General features: G+C 60.6%; 14 protein-coding genes. 10 read left to right on the top strand and 4 right to left on the bottom strand.

The genetic code is table 11. From position 1 onward, the window contains the following. The first annotated feature begins 21 nt into the window (after window positions 1-21). From GBCGDNIH1_RS05435 to GBCGDNIH1_RS04590, 7 genes are all read left to right on the top strand, one after another. Window positions 22-1,056, top strand: a complete 1,035-nt coding sequence (locus tag GBCGDNIH1_RS05435) for a hypothetical protein (protein WP_025317950.1) — start codon at window positions 22-24, stop codon at window positions 1,054-1,056. A gap of 16 nt (window positions 1,057-1,072) precedes the next feature. Next, window positions 1,073-1,558 carry a LolA family protein gene (locus GBCGDNIH1_RS05265; protein WP_050748365.1) on the top strand — a complete coding sequence of 162 codons (486 nt, stop codon included), beginning with the start codon at window positions 1,073-1,075 and terminating at the stop codon, window positions 1,556-1,558. A gap of 139 nt (window positions 1,559-1,697) precedes the next feature. Further along, window positions 1,698-3,035, top strand: coding sequence for a dicarboxylate/amino acid:cation symporter (locus GBCGDNIH1_RS05210; RefSeq protein WP_172823006.1), 1,338 nt, complete (start codon window positions 1,698-1,700; stop codon window positions 3,033-3,035). Between the two features lie 126 nt (window positions 3,036-3,161). Then, window positions 3,162-5,561: an MMPL family transporter gene (locus GBCGDNIH1_RS04725; protein WP_025317948.1), complete on the top strand. Its 2,400-nt coding sequence runs from the start codon at window positions 3,162-3,164 to the stop codon at window positions 5,559-5,561. 10 nt (window positions 5,562-5,571) lie between these two features. Continuing rightward, window positions 5,572-6,741, top strand: coding sequence for a beta-ketoacyl-[acyl-carrier-protein] synthase family protein (locus GBCGDNIH1_RS04710; protein WP_025317947.1), 1,170 nt, complete (start codon window positions 5,572-5,574; stop codon window positions 6,739-6,741). 11 nt (window positions 6,742-6,752) lie between these two features. Continuing rightward, a complete protein-coding gene (locus GBCGDNIH1_RS04705; protein WP_025317946.1) occupies window positions 6,753-7,580 on the top strand; it encodes a beta-ketoacyl synthase chain length factor in 828 nt (275 codons plus the stop codon). After that, window positions 7,577-8,032 carry a 3-oxoacyl-ACP reductase gene (locus GBCGDNIH1_RS04590; protein WP_011630737.1) on the top strand — a complete coding sequence of 152 codons (456 nt, stop codon included), beginning with the start codon at window positions 7,577-7,579 and terminating at the stop codon, window positions 8,030-8,032. Before GBCGDNIH1_RS04705 ends, GBCGDNIH1_RS04590 begins: the two co-directional genes overlap by 4 nt. Window positions 8,033-8,044: 12 nt before the next feature. Here the strand turns inward: GBCGDNIH1_RS04590 and hemW are convergent, their stop codons facing one another. Genes hemW through rph form a run of 4 tightly spaced genes read right to left on the bottom strand, consistent with a single transcriptional unit; the run spans window position 8,045 to window position 11,278 of the window. Beyond that, window positions 8,045-9,229, bottom strand: coding sequence for a radical SAM family heme chaperone HemW (hemW, locus tag GBCGDNIH1_RS04160; RefSeq protein ID WP_011630736.1), 1,185 nt, complete (start codon window positions 9,227-9,229; stop codon window positions 8,045-8,047). Continuing rightward, window positions 9,226-9,825: a nitroreductase family protein gene (locus GBCGDNIH1_RS04025; RefSeq protein ID WP_011630735.1), complete on the bottom strand. Its 600-nt coding sequence runs from the start codon at window positions 9,823-9,825 to the stop codon at window positions 9,226-9,228. The genes hemW and GBCGDNIH1_RS04025 overlap by 4 nt, the downstream gene beginning before the upstream one ends. A 44-nt stretch (window positions 9,826-9,869) precedes the next feature. Further along, window positions 9,870-10,487 carry an RdgB/HAM1 family non-canonical purine NTP pyrophosphatase gene (rdgB, locus tag GBCGDNIH1_RS03890; RefSeq protein ID WP_011630734.1) on the bottom strand — a complete coding sequence of 206 codons (618 nt, stop codon included), beginning with the start codon at window positions 10,485-10,487 and terminating at the stop codon, window positions 9,870-9,872. Window positions 10,488-10,525: 38 nt separating this feature from the next. Then, window positions 10,526-11,278, bottom strand: a complete 753-nt coding sequence (rph, locus tag GBCGDNIH1_RS03865) for a ribonuclease PH (RefSeq protein WP_011630733.1) — start codon at window positions 11,276-11,278, stop codon at window positions 10,526-10,528. Between the two features lie 225 nt (window positions 11,279-11,503). Here rph and hrcA point away from each other — a divergent pair, with 225 nt between their 5' ends. The 3 genes from hrcA to dnaK all read left to right on the top strand — a co-directional run bounded on the left by hrcA (window position 11,504) and on the right by dnaK (window position 15,459). After that, entirely contained in the window at window positions 11,504-12,643 is a 1,140-nt protein-coding gene (gene hrcA / locus GBCGDNIH1_RS03825; protein ID WP_011630732.1) for a heat-inducible transcriptional repressor HrcA, read from the top strand. 143 nt (window positions 12,644-12,786) lie between these two features. Then, window positions 12,787-13,371 (top strand): nucleotide exchange factor GrpE, encoded by a 585-nt coding sequence (locus GBCGDNIH1_RS03820; RefSeq protein ID WP_025285615.1) that lies wholly within the window; start codon window positions 12,787-12,789, stop codon window positions 13,369-13,371. A gap of 189 nt (window positions 13,372-13,560) precedes the next feature. Beyond that, the gene (gene dnaK, locus GBCGDNIH1_RS03635) at window positions 13,561-15,459 is read left to right on the top strand and encodes a molecular chaperone DnaK (RefSeq protein WP_011630730.1); all 1,899 of its coding nucleotides are present in this window, start codon (window positions 13,561-13,563) and stop codon (window positions 15,457-15,459) included. The last annotated feature ends 91 nt before the right edge of the window (window positions 15,460-15,550 follow it).

Below are 15,550 nucleotides of genomic sequence, written 5' to 3'. Positions count from 1 at the left end.
CCAGCACGATCCACTGAATCGATGAGCATTTACTGGACCAGAGTGAAGGAAGGCGGTGGACAATTTCTGCCTGCGCTCCTGATCCGTCTGACCTTGCGAGTGGACTGGCTGATCAGATTCCTGATCATGCCTGTGGTAGCAGGATGGTATCTGATCACCCGCACAGGGGCACGTCACGCCAGCAGAGAGTTTTTACAGCGAGCGCTCAACCGGCCCGCGACCTTGCGCGATCTGTATCGGCATTTCTACTGCTTTGCCTCCGTGATTCTGGACCGCGTTTTTTTGCTGTCCGGCCGGATCAGCAGCTACAAAATTACTGTGCATGGTCTGGATCTTCTGCACCATCATGCCAGAACCGGTCAGGGTGCATTGTTATTTGGTGCCCATCTTGGCAGCTTTGAAAGCCTGCGCGCACTGATTACGCTGGAAAACTGCCCGGTTCGGGTCAGGCCGCTGATGTGGCGGGAGCATACGGGCGGTCTGTCGGCTGCACTGGACAGTCTCAATCCTCAGGCTACGCGGGACATTATCGATATCGGGCGGGCCAGTACGGCACTGGACGTGCAGGAAGCGCTTGGCCGGGGAGAACTGATCGGGCTGCTGGCCGACCGTTCCCACATGCCGCAACGCATGCTCGGTGTGCCCTTCCTCGGCAAGACCGCCCATTTTCCGGCAGGCCCGCTTCTGTTGGCCGCCGTTACGGCAGCGCCAGTCCTGCTGTGTTTCGGGCTGAAGACCGGGCCACGCCACTATACCATCATCATCGAACCCTTCGCCGACCGCATCACCTTGCCCAGACAGAATCGTCTCGGTGCCGTGCAGGAATGGCTGCAGGCTTTCACCGCCCGGCTGGAACACCATGCGCGGGCCTATCCTTACAACTGGTTCAATTTCTATGATTTCTGGCACACGGATGAAGGCACTGGTGAAAACACTCTCAATCAGCCGGATTGCCAGCCTGATTGCGTTGTCCCTATTGGGCAGCGTTCCAGCCTTTCAGGCGATAGCCGCAGACCTGAAACCCGCTTCCCCTCCCCCCGCCAGCCAGCCATCTGATCCGCTGCATCAGTTGATGGCCCGGCTGGCGCAGGTCGAGACATCCCATGCACATTTCAGGGAAGAAAAGACGCTTTCCCAACTGACCAAACCGATTATTTCGGAAGGAAGCCTATTCTATCAACGGCCTGACCGGCTGGAGAAAACGATTATCTCTCCCTCCCCAGAGACGCTGCGTGTGACAGGGGATACGCTGGTTCTGATCCATCCGCCCGAACCACCTCACACTATTGATCTGACCACCCAGCCTGCACTTGGCGCCTTGGTGGATACTGTCCGCGGTGCGCTTTCCGGCAATCTGGCAACGCTGGAAAAGCATTACCAGATTGCCTATGAATCATTGGGAGGTGATGCATGGCGTCTTATCCTGAAACCGATCGACGGTCATATTTCGGGATTTGTGAGCATCGTCCGTATGGATGGCATCGGTAACAAACTGCGCCAGACCGATACCGTGCAGGCCAATGGGGATCGCAGTATCATGCAGATCACACCCGATTAATCTTTTTTGCTGACAGACTTTACTGCATCAATCCGGACTGGTCCTGGATTATGACTTTATAACGAAACGAAAAAGGCATATGGCACCCTTATAACCCGCAACCTGATGCGGGACAAAGGGGGAATACAAGACAATGGCCATGGCCCCGGTTTCACAGGTACCACAGCCTCGCCGACCACATAAATGGTATCAGCATCTGTATGTACAGGTACTGATTGCCATGGCTCTCAGTATCCTGCTGGGTTATTTCGCTCCGGATGTTGCGAAATCTTTTGGACCGCTGGGTGATGCTTTCATCAAGCTGGTCAAGATGATCATCGCACCGGTGATTTTTCTGACGGTTGTGACCGGCATTGCCGGCATGCGCGACATGAAAACCGTTGGCCGGGTCATCGGCAAGGCGATGATCTACTTTCTGTGCTTTTCAACGCTTGCATTGGTCGTCGGTCTGGTCGTTGTCAACATCGTGCAGCCTGGTGCCAGCATGCATGCTGATCCGGCCAAGCTTTCATCCTCACTTGTGCAGACCTATGTGCAAAGAGCGCACGATACCAGCCTGATCGGCTTTCTGCTGAACATCATTCCGGCCACACCTGTCAGCGCGCTTGCAAGCGGCGACATCCTTCAAGTGCTGTTTTTTTCCGTTCTGTTCGGGATTGCACTGGCATCGGTCGGTGAAGCAGGTACTCCCCTGCTGAAAGTTCTGGAATCGCTTTCTGCCAGTATCTTCAGGCTGGTCGCCATCCTGATGCGCGCAGCACCGCTCGGTGCATTCGGAGCCATGGCCTACACGGTTGGCACATTCGGCATCCGATCCATCCTCAATCTGGCGATGCTGGTGGGAACATTCTACATCACCGCCATCCTGTTCGTGCTGATCGTACTGGGGAGTGTCGCACGATATAACGGATTTTCCATCCTCAAGCTGATTCGCTACATCAAGGAAGAGCTTCTTCTCGTTCTCGGCACCAGCTCCTCCGAACCTGCTCTGCCCGGACTTATGGCCAAGATGGAGGCCGCAGGCTGCGAGAAAACCGTGGTCGGTCTGGTGATTCCGACTGGATATTCTTTCAATCTTGATGGTACCAACATCTATATGACCATTGCAGCGCTGTTCATTGCACAGGCCCTGAACATTCCGCTGTCATGGGGTGATCAGGCCCTGTTACTGGCCGTTGCCATGCTCAGTTCCAAAGGCGCTGCCGGAGTAACCGGGGCCGGGTTCGTCACTCTGGCTGCCACCCTGTCAGTGATTCCCAGCATTCCCGTTGCAGGAATCGGGCTGATTTTCGGCGTAGACCGTTTCATGTCGGAATGCCGAGCGCTTACCAACCTGATCGGTAATGCCGTCGCTGCAATCGTTGTTGCGCGATGGGAAGGCAAGCTGGACAAGAACCAGCTGACAGCGGCCCTGAATGGCGAATTCGGTCCTGTAGAAGCCGGTGAGGATCTTGCCGGGCATGTCACAACATCGTGACTCTGCCTTTGGTCTACTGACCGATCCTGTGCGTTGTCTTCGTCCGGCTTGACCGGACGAAGCATCCGCTCCTACCAAAGACTATGCGGCAACAGGATTATTTGCTCTCGTGACACGCGCAGTTCCATGAAACGACTTCTGGCCGTTTTTCTTCTCTGCGCTGTCTGTCTGGGTCTGGTGCTGACACAGATCCGTATCCGCACCGACATCACCGATTTCCTGCCTCCCGGTACAGACCCTGCGTCCCGCTTCCTGTTACGGGAAGTGCGGGAGGGAGAGGCAGCCACCCTGCTTCTGGCCGGAATAGACGGCCCCTCCACGCCTGCTCTCGTAAAAATCAGCCAGAGCATGGCTGCACGCTTGCGAGGACACAGCCTGTTCAGCCTCGTCATGAACAGCAGTGCGGGCATGGATCAGGAAGCGGAAAAGCTTTTTGCGGACCGCTATCTTCTCTCTGACGCCGTCACGCCGGAGCAATTTACCACCGACGCCCTGCATCATCATTTCGAGGCCTTGCTGACCGGTTTGTCAGGAGCGGCCTCACCGGTCGTAGCCCGCTATGGTTTTGCCGATCCGACCGGTGCATTCGGCGCGATAGCCGCACAATGGCTGGAAGGCGGGTTCAGCGGTCCACGCACAGTGGATGGCGTGTGGTTTGCGCCGGAACAACCGGATCAGCAACCACGTGCCCTTCTGCTGACCCGGCTTCATGCCGGTTCGAGCATCGAGGAACAACAGGTTGCCCTCTCCCTGTTGCGCTCTTCCTTTGAAGAAGCCCGTCGTACCGTCAGTCCAACCGATCAGGACGCCTTTTCCCTGCATCTGACCGGCCCGGCGATTTTTGCAGAACAGGCTTCCAGCATCGTCAAGGCCGATATTCACCGCATCGCCATTCTTTCCGGCGTGCTGATTCTGGGCCTTCTGCTATGGCGCTTCCGCTCACCTGCCGTACTGGTGGCCATGCTGATTCCACCCATGCTCGGGATTGCGCTGGCAGCGGTCACGATCCAGCTCTGGAACGGCAGCGTGCATGGTGTCACGCTGGGTTTCGGCCTCACCATGCTGGGTGTCACACTGGATTATCCGGTGCTGTGGATCGGCCACCGTCGTCCCGGCGAGCCTGTACGTGCAACACGGCGGAGAATCGGCATGACGCTGGGCCTGACCATGATCGCAGCCTCGCTGGGGCTGATCGGGATGGTCTTTTCCAGCTTCCCCGCTCTGGCGCAGCTGGGATTGTTTTCGGTGATGGGGCTGCTGGGGGCAGGACTGGCCACTTTCCTCGTGCTGCCCCCTGTCGTCCGCTCGGCCGATCTGGCACCTGCCCTGCTGAAGACGCCCGGGCGGAACAGCGCTGCGCCTGCATGGATGATCAGGCTGGAGCGGCTGCACCGTTTTCGGCCTCTGGCACTCCTGGTTCCCGTTCTCGCCATTGCCTATCTGGTCATCACCGGTTTGCCGCCGCTGGAACGCGATCTGGCTCATCTGAGTCCGGTACCGGCGAGCCAGATGACGCTGGATGAAACCCTGCGCCGCCAGATCGGCGCACCGGATGCCAGCGTCCTGCTGGTATTCAGCGGCACCAGCCAGGAAGATGTTCTACGCCATGCCGAGCGTCTGACCCCGTTTCTGCACCAGATGCGACAGCGCGGCCTGATCACCTCCTCGCTCGGTCCTGCCGATCTGCTTCCCAGTGAAGCGAGCCAGCGCCAACATCAGGCCGCTCTTCCACCCGCGCCAGAGCTGCATGACCGGGTCATGGCTGCCATGGCAGGCCTGCCCTTCGCAAACGGAGCCTTCGATCCGTTTTTGAAAAATGCGCAGCAGCAGCGGATGGCTTCCCCCCTGCACGCCTTACCCAGCCCCCTGTTGCGGGCACGTCTGGCTCCCATGCTGTTTCAGCGCGGTGGCAGCTGGTATGGTATCGCCTCTCTGACCGGTCTGACTGACGCGGATACGTTCCAGAGCCTGCTGGACCAGTCCGGCACAGGGCCGGCACAAGTCATCGATATCCGGGAAGCCACCAACGGGCTGGTGAACCGCTTTACGGGTCAGGCCTTTCGCTGGCTTGGCGCAGGCGCCTTGCTGGCGCTGTTCGCTCTGGCGGCCGGGTTGCGGCAACCGAAACGGTTGCTGGCCGTTCTGATCCCGATCGGCGCGGCTCTCTGCGTCACTCTGGCACTGCTGAAACTTGCCGGGGTCTCGATCTCTCTGTTCCACGTAACAGCCATTCAGCTCATGATCGGCATCTCTCTGGATTATGCGCTGTTCCTGACGCGACGGGGAGACAATGGAGTCCCGCTGGATCTGGAGGAGCGTGTGCGCACCCTCCGTACCCTGCTGGTCTGCAACGGCATGACCTTGCTGAGCTTCGGACTTCTGGCCACATGCCAGACTCCGCTGCTGGCCAGTATCGGCCTGACCGTCGCCAGTGGCACTTTCTGCGCACTTGTGCTGGCCTTCTTCATGGCCCGTCCGCAAGATACGGGTTCACCTGCCATTTCCCCCCCGTCCGCGAATGGATGACACAGCCACGATGCAACCGCTCGGGATTACCGCAACCAGCCTTGTCAGCGCGATCGGGCGGGACGAACAAACGACCTTGCAGGCTCTGCTTACCAGACAGAGCGGATTACGACGCTGTGACATGTTCGGCATCACCGAGGGATGGATCGGACGTGTGGAGGGGCTGGAGGAATACAGCCTTCCATCCGCATTGGCCCGGTTCGACTGCCGCAACCACCGTCTGGCCGATATGGCCCTGCACAGTGACGGATTTTCGGACCATGTCGCCCGCGCGCGTGCCCGTTATGGCGCGGAGCGGATCGCCGTCGTGCTTGGCACCAGCACATCGGGCATCCTGACCAGCGAGGAAGCCTATCGCTGCCGCGCGCCGGGAGAAAAACTCCCCGATGATCTGGATGTCGAAAACACACACGATCTGTTTGCACTTGCCCGCTTCGTGCAGGCGCGGTTGCAGCTGGAGGGCCCGGCTTTCGTGATTTCGACTGCCTGCGCCTCTGCCGCCAAGGCTTTTGCCGATGCCCAGCAACTGATTGCCAGCGGGTTGTGCGATGCCGCGGTGGTGGGGGGTGCAGATACGCTGTGCCGGATGACCCTGCGCGGCTTCGCGGCGCTGGAACTGATTTCCCCCGATGCCACCCAGCCCGGCGATGCCGGACGGCGCGGTATTTCCATCGGCGAGGCTGCCGGGTTCGCCCTGCTGGAACGCGACGAAGCCCCCGCCATGCTACTGGGTCATGGCGCCAGCAGTGACGGTCATCATATGTCCGCACCTCATCCGGAAGGACGGGGGGCCACGGATGCAATGCGTGGTGCGTTGCGCAGTGCCGGACTTTCTCCGGATGCCATTGATTTCGTGGCGCTCCATGGCACCGGCACAAGGCAGAACGATGCGATGGAGGACCGTGCCATCACCGAGATATTCGGCACGCAGACGCCCTGCGGCTCCTCCAAAGGCTGGATGGGTCACACGCTGGGGACGGCGGGCATGGTGGGTGTGGCACTGGCCATGCTGTCGCTGAAACACGGTTTTCTACCGGGCAACATCAACGTGTCACAGATCGATCCCACGTTTACTGCCCGGCTGCTGACCGAGAATCTGGTCGCCTCACCCCGCCGTATTCTGATCAACGCATTCGGCTTCGGCGGTATCAATTGCAGCCTGCTGGTAGGACAGCCCTGATCATGCCATCCATGTCCTCTCCCCCCTCCGTACGGATCGCGGGTGTTGCCATCTGGGGACCGGGTCTGCCGGGCTGGGAGCAGAGTCAGGGCGTGCTGACCGGCAAAACTCCCCTGGACCTCTCCAGTCAGGAACCACCGCCGCCACCCTCCATCCTGTCACCCAATGAGCGTCGCCGGACCGGCATGGTGGCACGTCTCGCCCTGTATGCAGCCGAACAGGCCGTCGCACAGAGCGGCCTTCAACCACAGACATTGCGCAGCATCTTTGCCAGCGGCAATGGCGACGGCATGTTGCTGCACGGGATTCTGGAAACACTGACGACCACCGAAAATGCCTCGGATGTGCAGCTGTCACCGACACAGTTTCACAATTCGGTTCACAATGCGCCCGCCGGATACTGGACCATCGCCCATGGTGCCAGCGCCCCCGCCAACTGCATCGGCTGCCACGATCATACTTTTGGTGCGGGACTGCTCAAGGCGGTGGTAGAGGCCGGGATAGAAAAAGAGCCTGTTCTGCTCTGTCTCTATGATGCCCCCCTTGCCTCGCCTCTGGCGGAAAAGCGGCGGACGGAATGCGCCTTCGCTGCCGCTTTCGTACTGACCCCGGATCAGGAGGCCGGGCAAGGCGACGATGCAGGCCGTTTGTCGGTCGATTTCAGTGCCGGAGAGGCCGATCCCGCTCTGATCGCTCCCGATCTTCCCGCCCTCGCCGCATTGGCGGAGATGAATCCGGCGGCCCGATCCCTGCGCCTGCTCAGCCTTCTGGCTGGGGGTAATCACGGGGAAGCTCATGCCCCTCTTTTATCCGGTCATGTGCGTATACGCCTGTCATGACCGTAACACGCAACAATCCTGACAGCCCCGCTGCCATTGCTGCACTGATTCCGCATCAGGGCAGCATGTGCCTGTTGCAATGTGTCGTGGCGTGGGATGACAGTACCATAAGCTGCCTGTCTCAATCCCATCTTCTGCCGGATAATCCGTTGCGGGAAGGCGGACGGCTCGGTGCGGTATGCGGCATCGAATATGCGCTTCAGGCTGCCGCCCTGCATGGAGCCTTGCTGGATGGGGCAGCGGCAAGGCCGGGTTATCTGGCAGGTCTACGCGCCGTGACCCTGCATGTGCCGCGGCTGGATGATGAACGGTTCGGCACACTCCATGTCTCGGCCCGCATGCTGCTGAACAGCCCGGGCGGCATGATCTATGCGCTGTCTGTGACCGCCGAAGATGGCAGCATGCTGGTTGAAGGGGAGGCGAGTATCGTCCTGCCTCCTACTGCCACCTGACCGTGATGTGCGTCAGAGCACCAAGGCCTGCAAAAGCGCGTTCAACCGCACTCTGCCCTCCGGCAAGGCCCTCAGGTTGCCATGCTCGCGGCTGAGATAGGCATTGTCCAGCGCCAGCGATAAAATCTCCTGATCCACCGCCTGTTCCAGCGTCAGGCCGGTGCGCTGCCGGAAACGGGCTTCGTCGATACCATCCGTGATCCGCAGCCCCATCAGCAGCATTTCCCGTGCGCGTTCCTGTGGCTCGACCTCTTCCTCAAGGGTCGAACCATGGCCCTGACGCTCCACCAGTTCCGCCCATGGCTCCGGTGCACGATGCCGTCTGGTGGCGAAGAGGCTGCCGGAATGGCTCACACGCCCATGGGCCCCCGGCCCGATTCCCGCATAATCGGCATAGCGCCAGTAAGCCAGATTATGTCGGCTTTCCGCCCCTGATCTGGCATAGTTCGACACTTCATAGGCCGTCATGCCGAACTGTGCCGCTTCTTCTCCGGTCACCTCGTACAGTTCTGCCGCCTGTTCATCCGAAGGCAGTATGATCTCCCCCCGGCGGAAAGACGCTTCATAGGCTGTACCGGGTTCGATGGTGAGCTGGTAGAGCGACAGATGATCACCCGCCAACGACAGAGCCTGTCGCAACTCCTGTCGCCACGCCGCCACAGTCTGGCCGGGTCGGGCATAGATCAGATCGAACGACAGACGGGGGAAAATCGTATGGGCCAGTTCCAGCGCAGCCATCGCCTGCCCGGCATCATGCTGCCGTCCCAGCCCTTTCAGAGCCTCGTCATGCAGGCTCTGAATCCCCAGTGATACGCGATTGACACCCGCCTGACGGAAGGCACGAAAACGTCCGGCCTCCACACTGGTCGGATTGGCCTCCAGTGTGATTTCCAGATCATCGCATGGCGGAAAATACCGGGTGGCCTCTTCAATCAGAGCAGCGACAGTCTCCGGTGCCATCAAGCTGGGCGTGCCACCGCCGAAAAACACCGAGGCGAGCGGACGACGCCCGAGCCGCGATGCCTCCCATGCCAGTTCAGCCCGCAACGCCGCGGCAAAACGCGCCTGCGGAATCTCATCCCGCACATGGCTGTTGAAGTCGCAATACGGGCATTTGGACAAGCAGAACGGCCAGTGAATATACAATGCCAGCGGTTCTGTTGTCCCGTCATCGGGGGATGGCGCATCCACCGTCATGCGGAGCGAAAAGTGCCTTCGAAGATTTTGCTCTGCACCGGCTCGCGGCTGTTGGGAACCTCGCGCGCGCGCGCGGCCTCATCCAGCACGGAGGGATCGGCCCGGCGTCCGATCGCCACCGCCGCTTCGATCCGGTAATCCGCGGGAACGTTCAGTGCCTCAGCGGCAGCAGCGAAATCCACGCCGGTCATGCCATGTGTCGCCCAGCCCTTGAGATGCGCCTGCAAGGCCAGGAGCGCCCAGGCCGCACCGGCATCGAAAGAATGGCTGTGATTCGGCACAGGCTGATCCTTGCCCGGCGGCGTCAGCACGGTGTGCGACACCACATAGAGCAGCACCGACGCATTTTTCGCCCAGCCCTGATTGAACGGGATCAACGGCTTCAGCAGCGTCTCGAAATGCGGCGTATCACGATGGGCATAGATGAACCGCCATGGCTGCGCATTATAGCCGGAGGGTGCCCAGGTGGCGGCTTCCAGAATGGTCAGCAGTTCGTGATGGGGCATGGTCTCCCCGGTAAAAGCACGGGGAGACCAGCGTTCCAGAAAAAGTTCATCGATAGGATGATCAGCACGGCGACCATTGGCTTCGGTCATGATCCTGTCCTTTGAGGCTGTAGAAAATTACGGTCTGCGTCCTATCAGGACTCTGCCAGAGGCAGACACGCAGCGGCAAACTGCTCGAACGCACGGGCACGATGGCTGGCGGCGTCTTTTTCGGCAGGCGCGATCTCGCCATAGGTCAGGTTCCCGCCGCGGGGAATGAACATCGGATCATAGCCGAAACCCTGTGTGCCACGCGGTGGCCAGACCCTTTCACCATCAACCCGGCCCAGAAAACTGTCCGTATGCCCGTCCGGCCAGGCGAGGCTGAGCACGCAGACGAACCAGGCGCGCCGGTCTTCATCCTCACCAGCCAGATCGTGAATCCGCTGCATGGCGGCGGCGAAATCCTTTTCCGGGCCGGCCCAGCGGGCGGAGAAAATACCGGGATCGCCCTCCAGCGCGGCCACGCAGAAACCGCTGTCATCCGCCAGCGCTGGCTGCCCCGAGACCTGCGCCGCAGCCAGCGCTTTCAATCGGGCATTGCCAACGAAATCGCTGGCGGTTTCCTCCGGCTCCGGAAGATTGAGGGAAGCTGCGGAAACCAGCGTGATCGACCACGGTTTCAGCAGGCTGTCGAATTCCCGCACCTTACCGGCATTATGCGTGGCAAGAATGAGTGTATCATTCCGGTTCAGTCTGCGGGTCTCGCTCATGATCCCTCTCTCTCGCTCAAGCCTGCTCGTGGCGGTTATTATCTGGCCAGGAACGCGACAATGGCGTCACGCTGCATGGTGAAAAGCTGTGCCGTTCCCTGACGTGCCAGACCCAGCATCGCAGAGAAATCCGCCTCGCTGAACGGAGCGCCTTCAGCCGTTCCCTGAATTTCAACGATGCCGCCCGCATCGGTCAGCACAAAGTTGGAATCCGCCTCGGCCCCGGAATCTTCAATGTAATCGAGGTCCAGCACAGGCTGCCCCCCCACCACGCCGCAGGAAACCGCCGCCACCTGACCATGCAGCGGCACCGCTTTCAGTACGCCAGCCTTTACCATTTTGTGGAAGGCAAGGCTGAGCGCAACATACGCGCCGGTGACAGAAGCACAGCGTGTCCCTCCATCCGCATTCAGCACGTCACAATCAAGGGTGATGCTCATCTCCCCCATTGCATCCCGATCCACCACCGCACGCAGGGCACGACCAATCAGCCGCTGGATTTCCTGCGTGCGACCGGATTGCTTTCCGCGAGCGGCCTCCCGGTCTCCACGCTTATGGGTAGCGCGCGGCAGCATGCCATATTCCGCCGTCACCCACCCTTTGCCGGTGCCACGCAGAAAGCCCGGAATGCGCGGCTCGGCACTGGCGGTGCACAGAACTTCGGTACGGCCCATCCTGATCAGGCAAGAGCCTTCGGCATGATGCGCAAAACCGGTTTCCAGACTGACGCTACGCAATGCATCAGCCGCACGACCGGACGGGCGTGCTGAAGAAAGGCCGGGGACAGACATGGGGGCAATCCTTTGGACATGACCAGACTGCTACGACAGGAGCCGGCTTCATGTCGTGTGGAGTGCCGGATCAGGGAAAGGCTGACAAGGCCGCCCACCATGAAAACCCACCCCACAGCCCCATATCATGGATCAGCATCCTGAAAATATGCAGAGATTAGGATGCGTCGTCATTGACCCGCCCCTTCCGGCTTTCTACCGTTATGGCAGATCAGGTTTTCATGCATGCCACGTTCTGTTTCATCACCCCCCCGCGGTTCAGGTCTGGGTAAAGTTCTGGGGGCCAGCCTTCCGGTCAGCCCTCTGCCAGCAGGGCTGCCGGCAGGTTTGGACACACGCTCCGCCGCCATCCTGCGCGAGATTGTCGAACAATATGTCGAAACCGGGGAGCCGGTCGGCAGTCGCACCCTGTCCCGCCGTCTGCCTGTCAATCTGTCCCCTGCGACCATTCGCAATGTGATGGCCGATCTGACGGATGCCGGGCTGCTGTTTGCCCCCCATACCTCTGCCGGACGCCTGCCCACTGATCGCGGCCTGCGGCTGTTCGTGGACGGGTTGCTCCAGTTCGGCGCACTCTCGGAAGACGAGCAGAACAGTATTGCCGCCTCGCTGGAAGCCCGCGGGCGCAGTCTCGAAGACACGTTGACCGAGGCCTCCACCCTGCTCTCCGGCCTTTCCTCCGCTGCCGGACTGGTGCTGGCGCCAAAATCGGAAGGTGCGCTGCGGCATATCGAATTCGTGCCCCTCAGTACCGGACGGGCACTGGTGATCATGGTCACATCCGAGGGACAGGTGGAAAACCGGGTCATGGAAATCCCGCCCGGTCTGCCACCCTCCGCCCTGCAACAAGCGGCGAATTATCTGAACGCCCGGCTCAGCAACAAACCTCTCGCCGATCTCCGCCGTCTGGTGACGGAGGAAATCACCGCCAACCGCACCCAGCTCGATACGCTGGCGGCGCAGGTGGTTGAAGCAGGACTTGCCACATGGAGCGGCGAGGAACGCGGTGGCAACCTGATCGTGCGTGGCCAGGGAAAATTGCTCGCCGATGCCGTGCAGGCCGGGCAGCTGGCCGCCATCCAGATGCTGTTCGATCAGCTGGAAGCACAGGAAACCATTCTGCGGCTGCTCGATCTGGCGGAAAACTCGGATGGTGTGCGGATTTTCATCGGCGCCGAGAGCGGCCTGTTCGGAGCCTCCGGCCTGTCCATGGTGGTGGCCCCGGCGCGCAACGAAGCCAACCGGATCGTCGGTGCCATCGGCGTGATTGGCCCGACTCGCATCAATTACGGCCGCATCATCCCGGTGGTGGACTACACGGCCCGGGTTATTGGTCGTCTTCTGGGCGGCGCCGGACAGATTTGAACATAGCCCCTGTCATACCCTGAAGCACAGACGGAACAGAAATCGGCATGGATCTGCGCTTCTGGACACGAAAAACACCGCAGAAACACAGTTTCAGAGTTTCATCCCTTGTTCCGCGGCGTCGATGCGCTAATTCACCGCCCATGACGAACGAAACCGAGGCGACAGCCATGCAGGACGAAACGCAGCAGGAACTTCCGAAAGATCAGGAAGAGACTCATTCCGGCGAGCAGCCGCAGAACGCTGCCACGGACACACCAGAAGCCCGCATCGCCGCACTGGAAGCGGAGCGGGACGATTTTCGTGAACGCTGGATGCGGGCAGAGGCGGAAATGGCGAATGTCCGCGCCCGCGCCAAGCGTGACGCCGACGATGCCCGCAATTACGCCGTGCAGAAATTCGCGGCCGACATCGTGGAAGCGGCAGAGAATCTTCGGCGCGGCCTGTCCGCCCTGCCGGCGGCAGAGGAAGGCGAACCTGCCTCCCTGACCCGCGTGCGGGAAGGGCTGGAGGGGGTGGAGCGGAATTTCATCTCCATTCTGGAACGCAATGGCATCAGCGGCACCGACCCGACCGGAGCGGTGTTCGATCCCAACCTTCATCAGGCCATGAGCGAACAACCCAGCGCCGAACATCCGCCGGGCACAGTGATTCAGGCATGGACATCGGCCTGGACATTGAATGGCCGCCTGCTGAAACCCGCCATGGTCGTGGTGGCGAAGGCCTGACAACCGATTTCCCCCGGCTGAATCGGTCGACTTCGACAGAGATGTCGCAGTTTTAACCATCCATGCCGGAATCTGGTGAAGCAGCCTCTTGCCCGGGACGCTTCTCCTTCTTACATCATCGAACGAATATAAATCGGGGATGCACGCGGTGCTTCGGGCCGTCAGCATCCGCTGGAAAGGAGCAGACTTATGAGCAAGGTCATCGGTATCGACCTCGGCACGACCAATTCCTGCGTTGCCATTATGGAAGGCAAGGATGTGCGCGTGCTGGAAAACGCGGAGGGCGCGCGTACAACCCCCTCCATGATCGCGTTCACCGATAGCGGGGAGCGTCTGGTCGGACAGGCCGCCAAGCGGCAGGCCGTCACTAACCCCTCCAACACATTATACGCCGTCAAACGCCTGATCGGCCGCCGTTATGACGATCCGACCGTCGCTAAGGACAAGGATCTGGTGCCCTACGCCATTGTGCGTGGCGATAACGGCGATGCATGGGTCGAGGCCCGCGGCGAAAAATACGCGCCGAGCCAGATCAGCGCTTTCGTGCTGTCGAAAATGAAGGAAACCGCCGAAGCCTATCTCGGCGAGCCGGTTACGCAGGCAGTCATCACCGTCCCGGCCTACTTCAATGACAGCCAGCGTCAGGCCACCAAGGATGCAGGCCGCATCGCCGGTCTCGAAGTTCTGCGCATCATCAACGAGCCGACTGCCGCCGCCCTCGCTTACGGCATGGACAAGAAGAATACCGGCACCATTGCGGTCTATGACCTTGGCGGCGGTACCTTCGACGTGTCCATCCTCGAAATCGGCGATGGTGTGTTCGAGGTGAAGTCCACCAACGGCGACACCTTCCTCGGCGGTGAGGATTTCGACGCCCGTGTGATCGATTATCTGGCCTCCGAATTCCAGCGCGAACAAGGTATCGACCTGCGCAAGGACAAGCTGGCCCTGCAGCGTCTGAAAGAAGCCGCGGAAAAGGCGAAGATCGAGCTGTCCTCCTCCAAGGAGACCGAGATCAACCTGCCCTTCATCACCGCCGATGCTTCCGGACCGAAGCATCTGGTGCTGAAGCTGTCCCGCGCCAAGCTGGAAAGCCTGGTGGATGATCTGATCCAGCGCACGCTGGAACCCTGCCGCAAGGCGCTGAAAGATGCCGGCGTGTCCGCAGGCGAGATCAGCGACGTGATCCTGGTCGGCGGCATGACCCGCATGCCGAAAGTGATCGAAGCCGTCAAACAGTTCTTCGGCAAGGAACCGGCCCGCAACGTCAACCCTGATGAAGTGGTCGCTATCGGCGCCGCCGTGCAGGGCGCCGTGCTGAAGGGCGACGTCAAGGACGTACTGCTGCTGGACGTCACCCCGCTCTCGCTGGGTATCGAAACCCTCGGCGGTGTGTTCACCCGCCTGATCGACCGCAACACGACGATCCCGACCAAGAAAAGCCAGGTGTTCTCCACCGCCGAAGACAATCAGCCCGCCGTGACCATCAAGGTCTATCAGGGCGAGCGTGAGATGGCGGCGGATAACAAGTCCCTCGGCCAGTTCGATCTGACCGGCCTGCCCCCCGCACCGCGTGGCGTGCCGCAGATCGAGGTGACGTTCGATATCGACGCCAACGGTATCGTCAACGTCTCCGCCAAGGACAAGGCGACCGGCAAGGAACAGCAGATCCGGATTCAGGCCTCCGGTGGTCTGTCGGATGCCGATATCCAGCGCATGGTGCAGGAAGCCGAGGCCAATGCCGAAGCCGACAAGCAGCGTCGCGCTCTGGTGGAAGCCCGCAATCAGGCCGAAAGCCTGGTCCATCAGGTCGAGAAAAACCTGAAGGAGCAGGGCGACAAGATCGCCGAAGCCGATAAGGGCGAGGCGGAAAGCGCCATCAGCGCTACTCGCACCGCACTGGAAGGCGATGACCTCGCTGCCCTGACCCAGGCCACCGAGCGTCTGAGCCAGGTTGCCATGAAGATTGGCGAGGCGATGTACAAGGCCCAGTCCGAGGCACCAACCGGTGAAGCAGAAGCTGGCCCGAACGGAGAAAAAGTCGTGGATGCGGATTTCGAGGAAGTCGATCCGAAGAAGCATTCCTGACCCCTGGTGTCAGGCTCCGGTCTTGATAAAAGGCCGGAATTACACGACCAGGGGCACGCCTGAATGGCGTGCCCCTTCTTCGTGGTTCGGC

Source organism: Granulibacter bethesdensis CGDNIH1 (assembly GCF_000014285.2).
Lineage (GTDB): Bacteria > Pseudomonadota > Alphaproteobacteria > Acetobacterales > Acetobacteraceae > Granulibacter > Granulibacter bethesdensis.
This window is presented reverse-complemented; position numbering and strand designations above follow the sequence as displayed.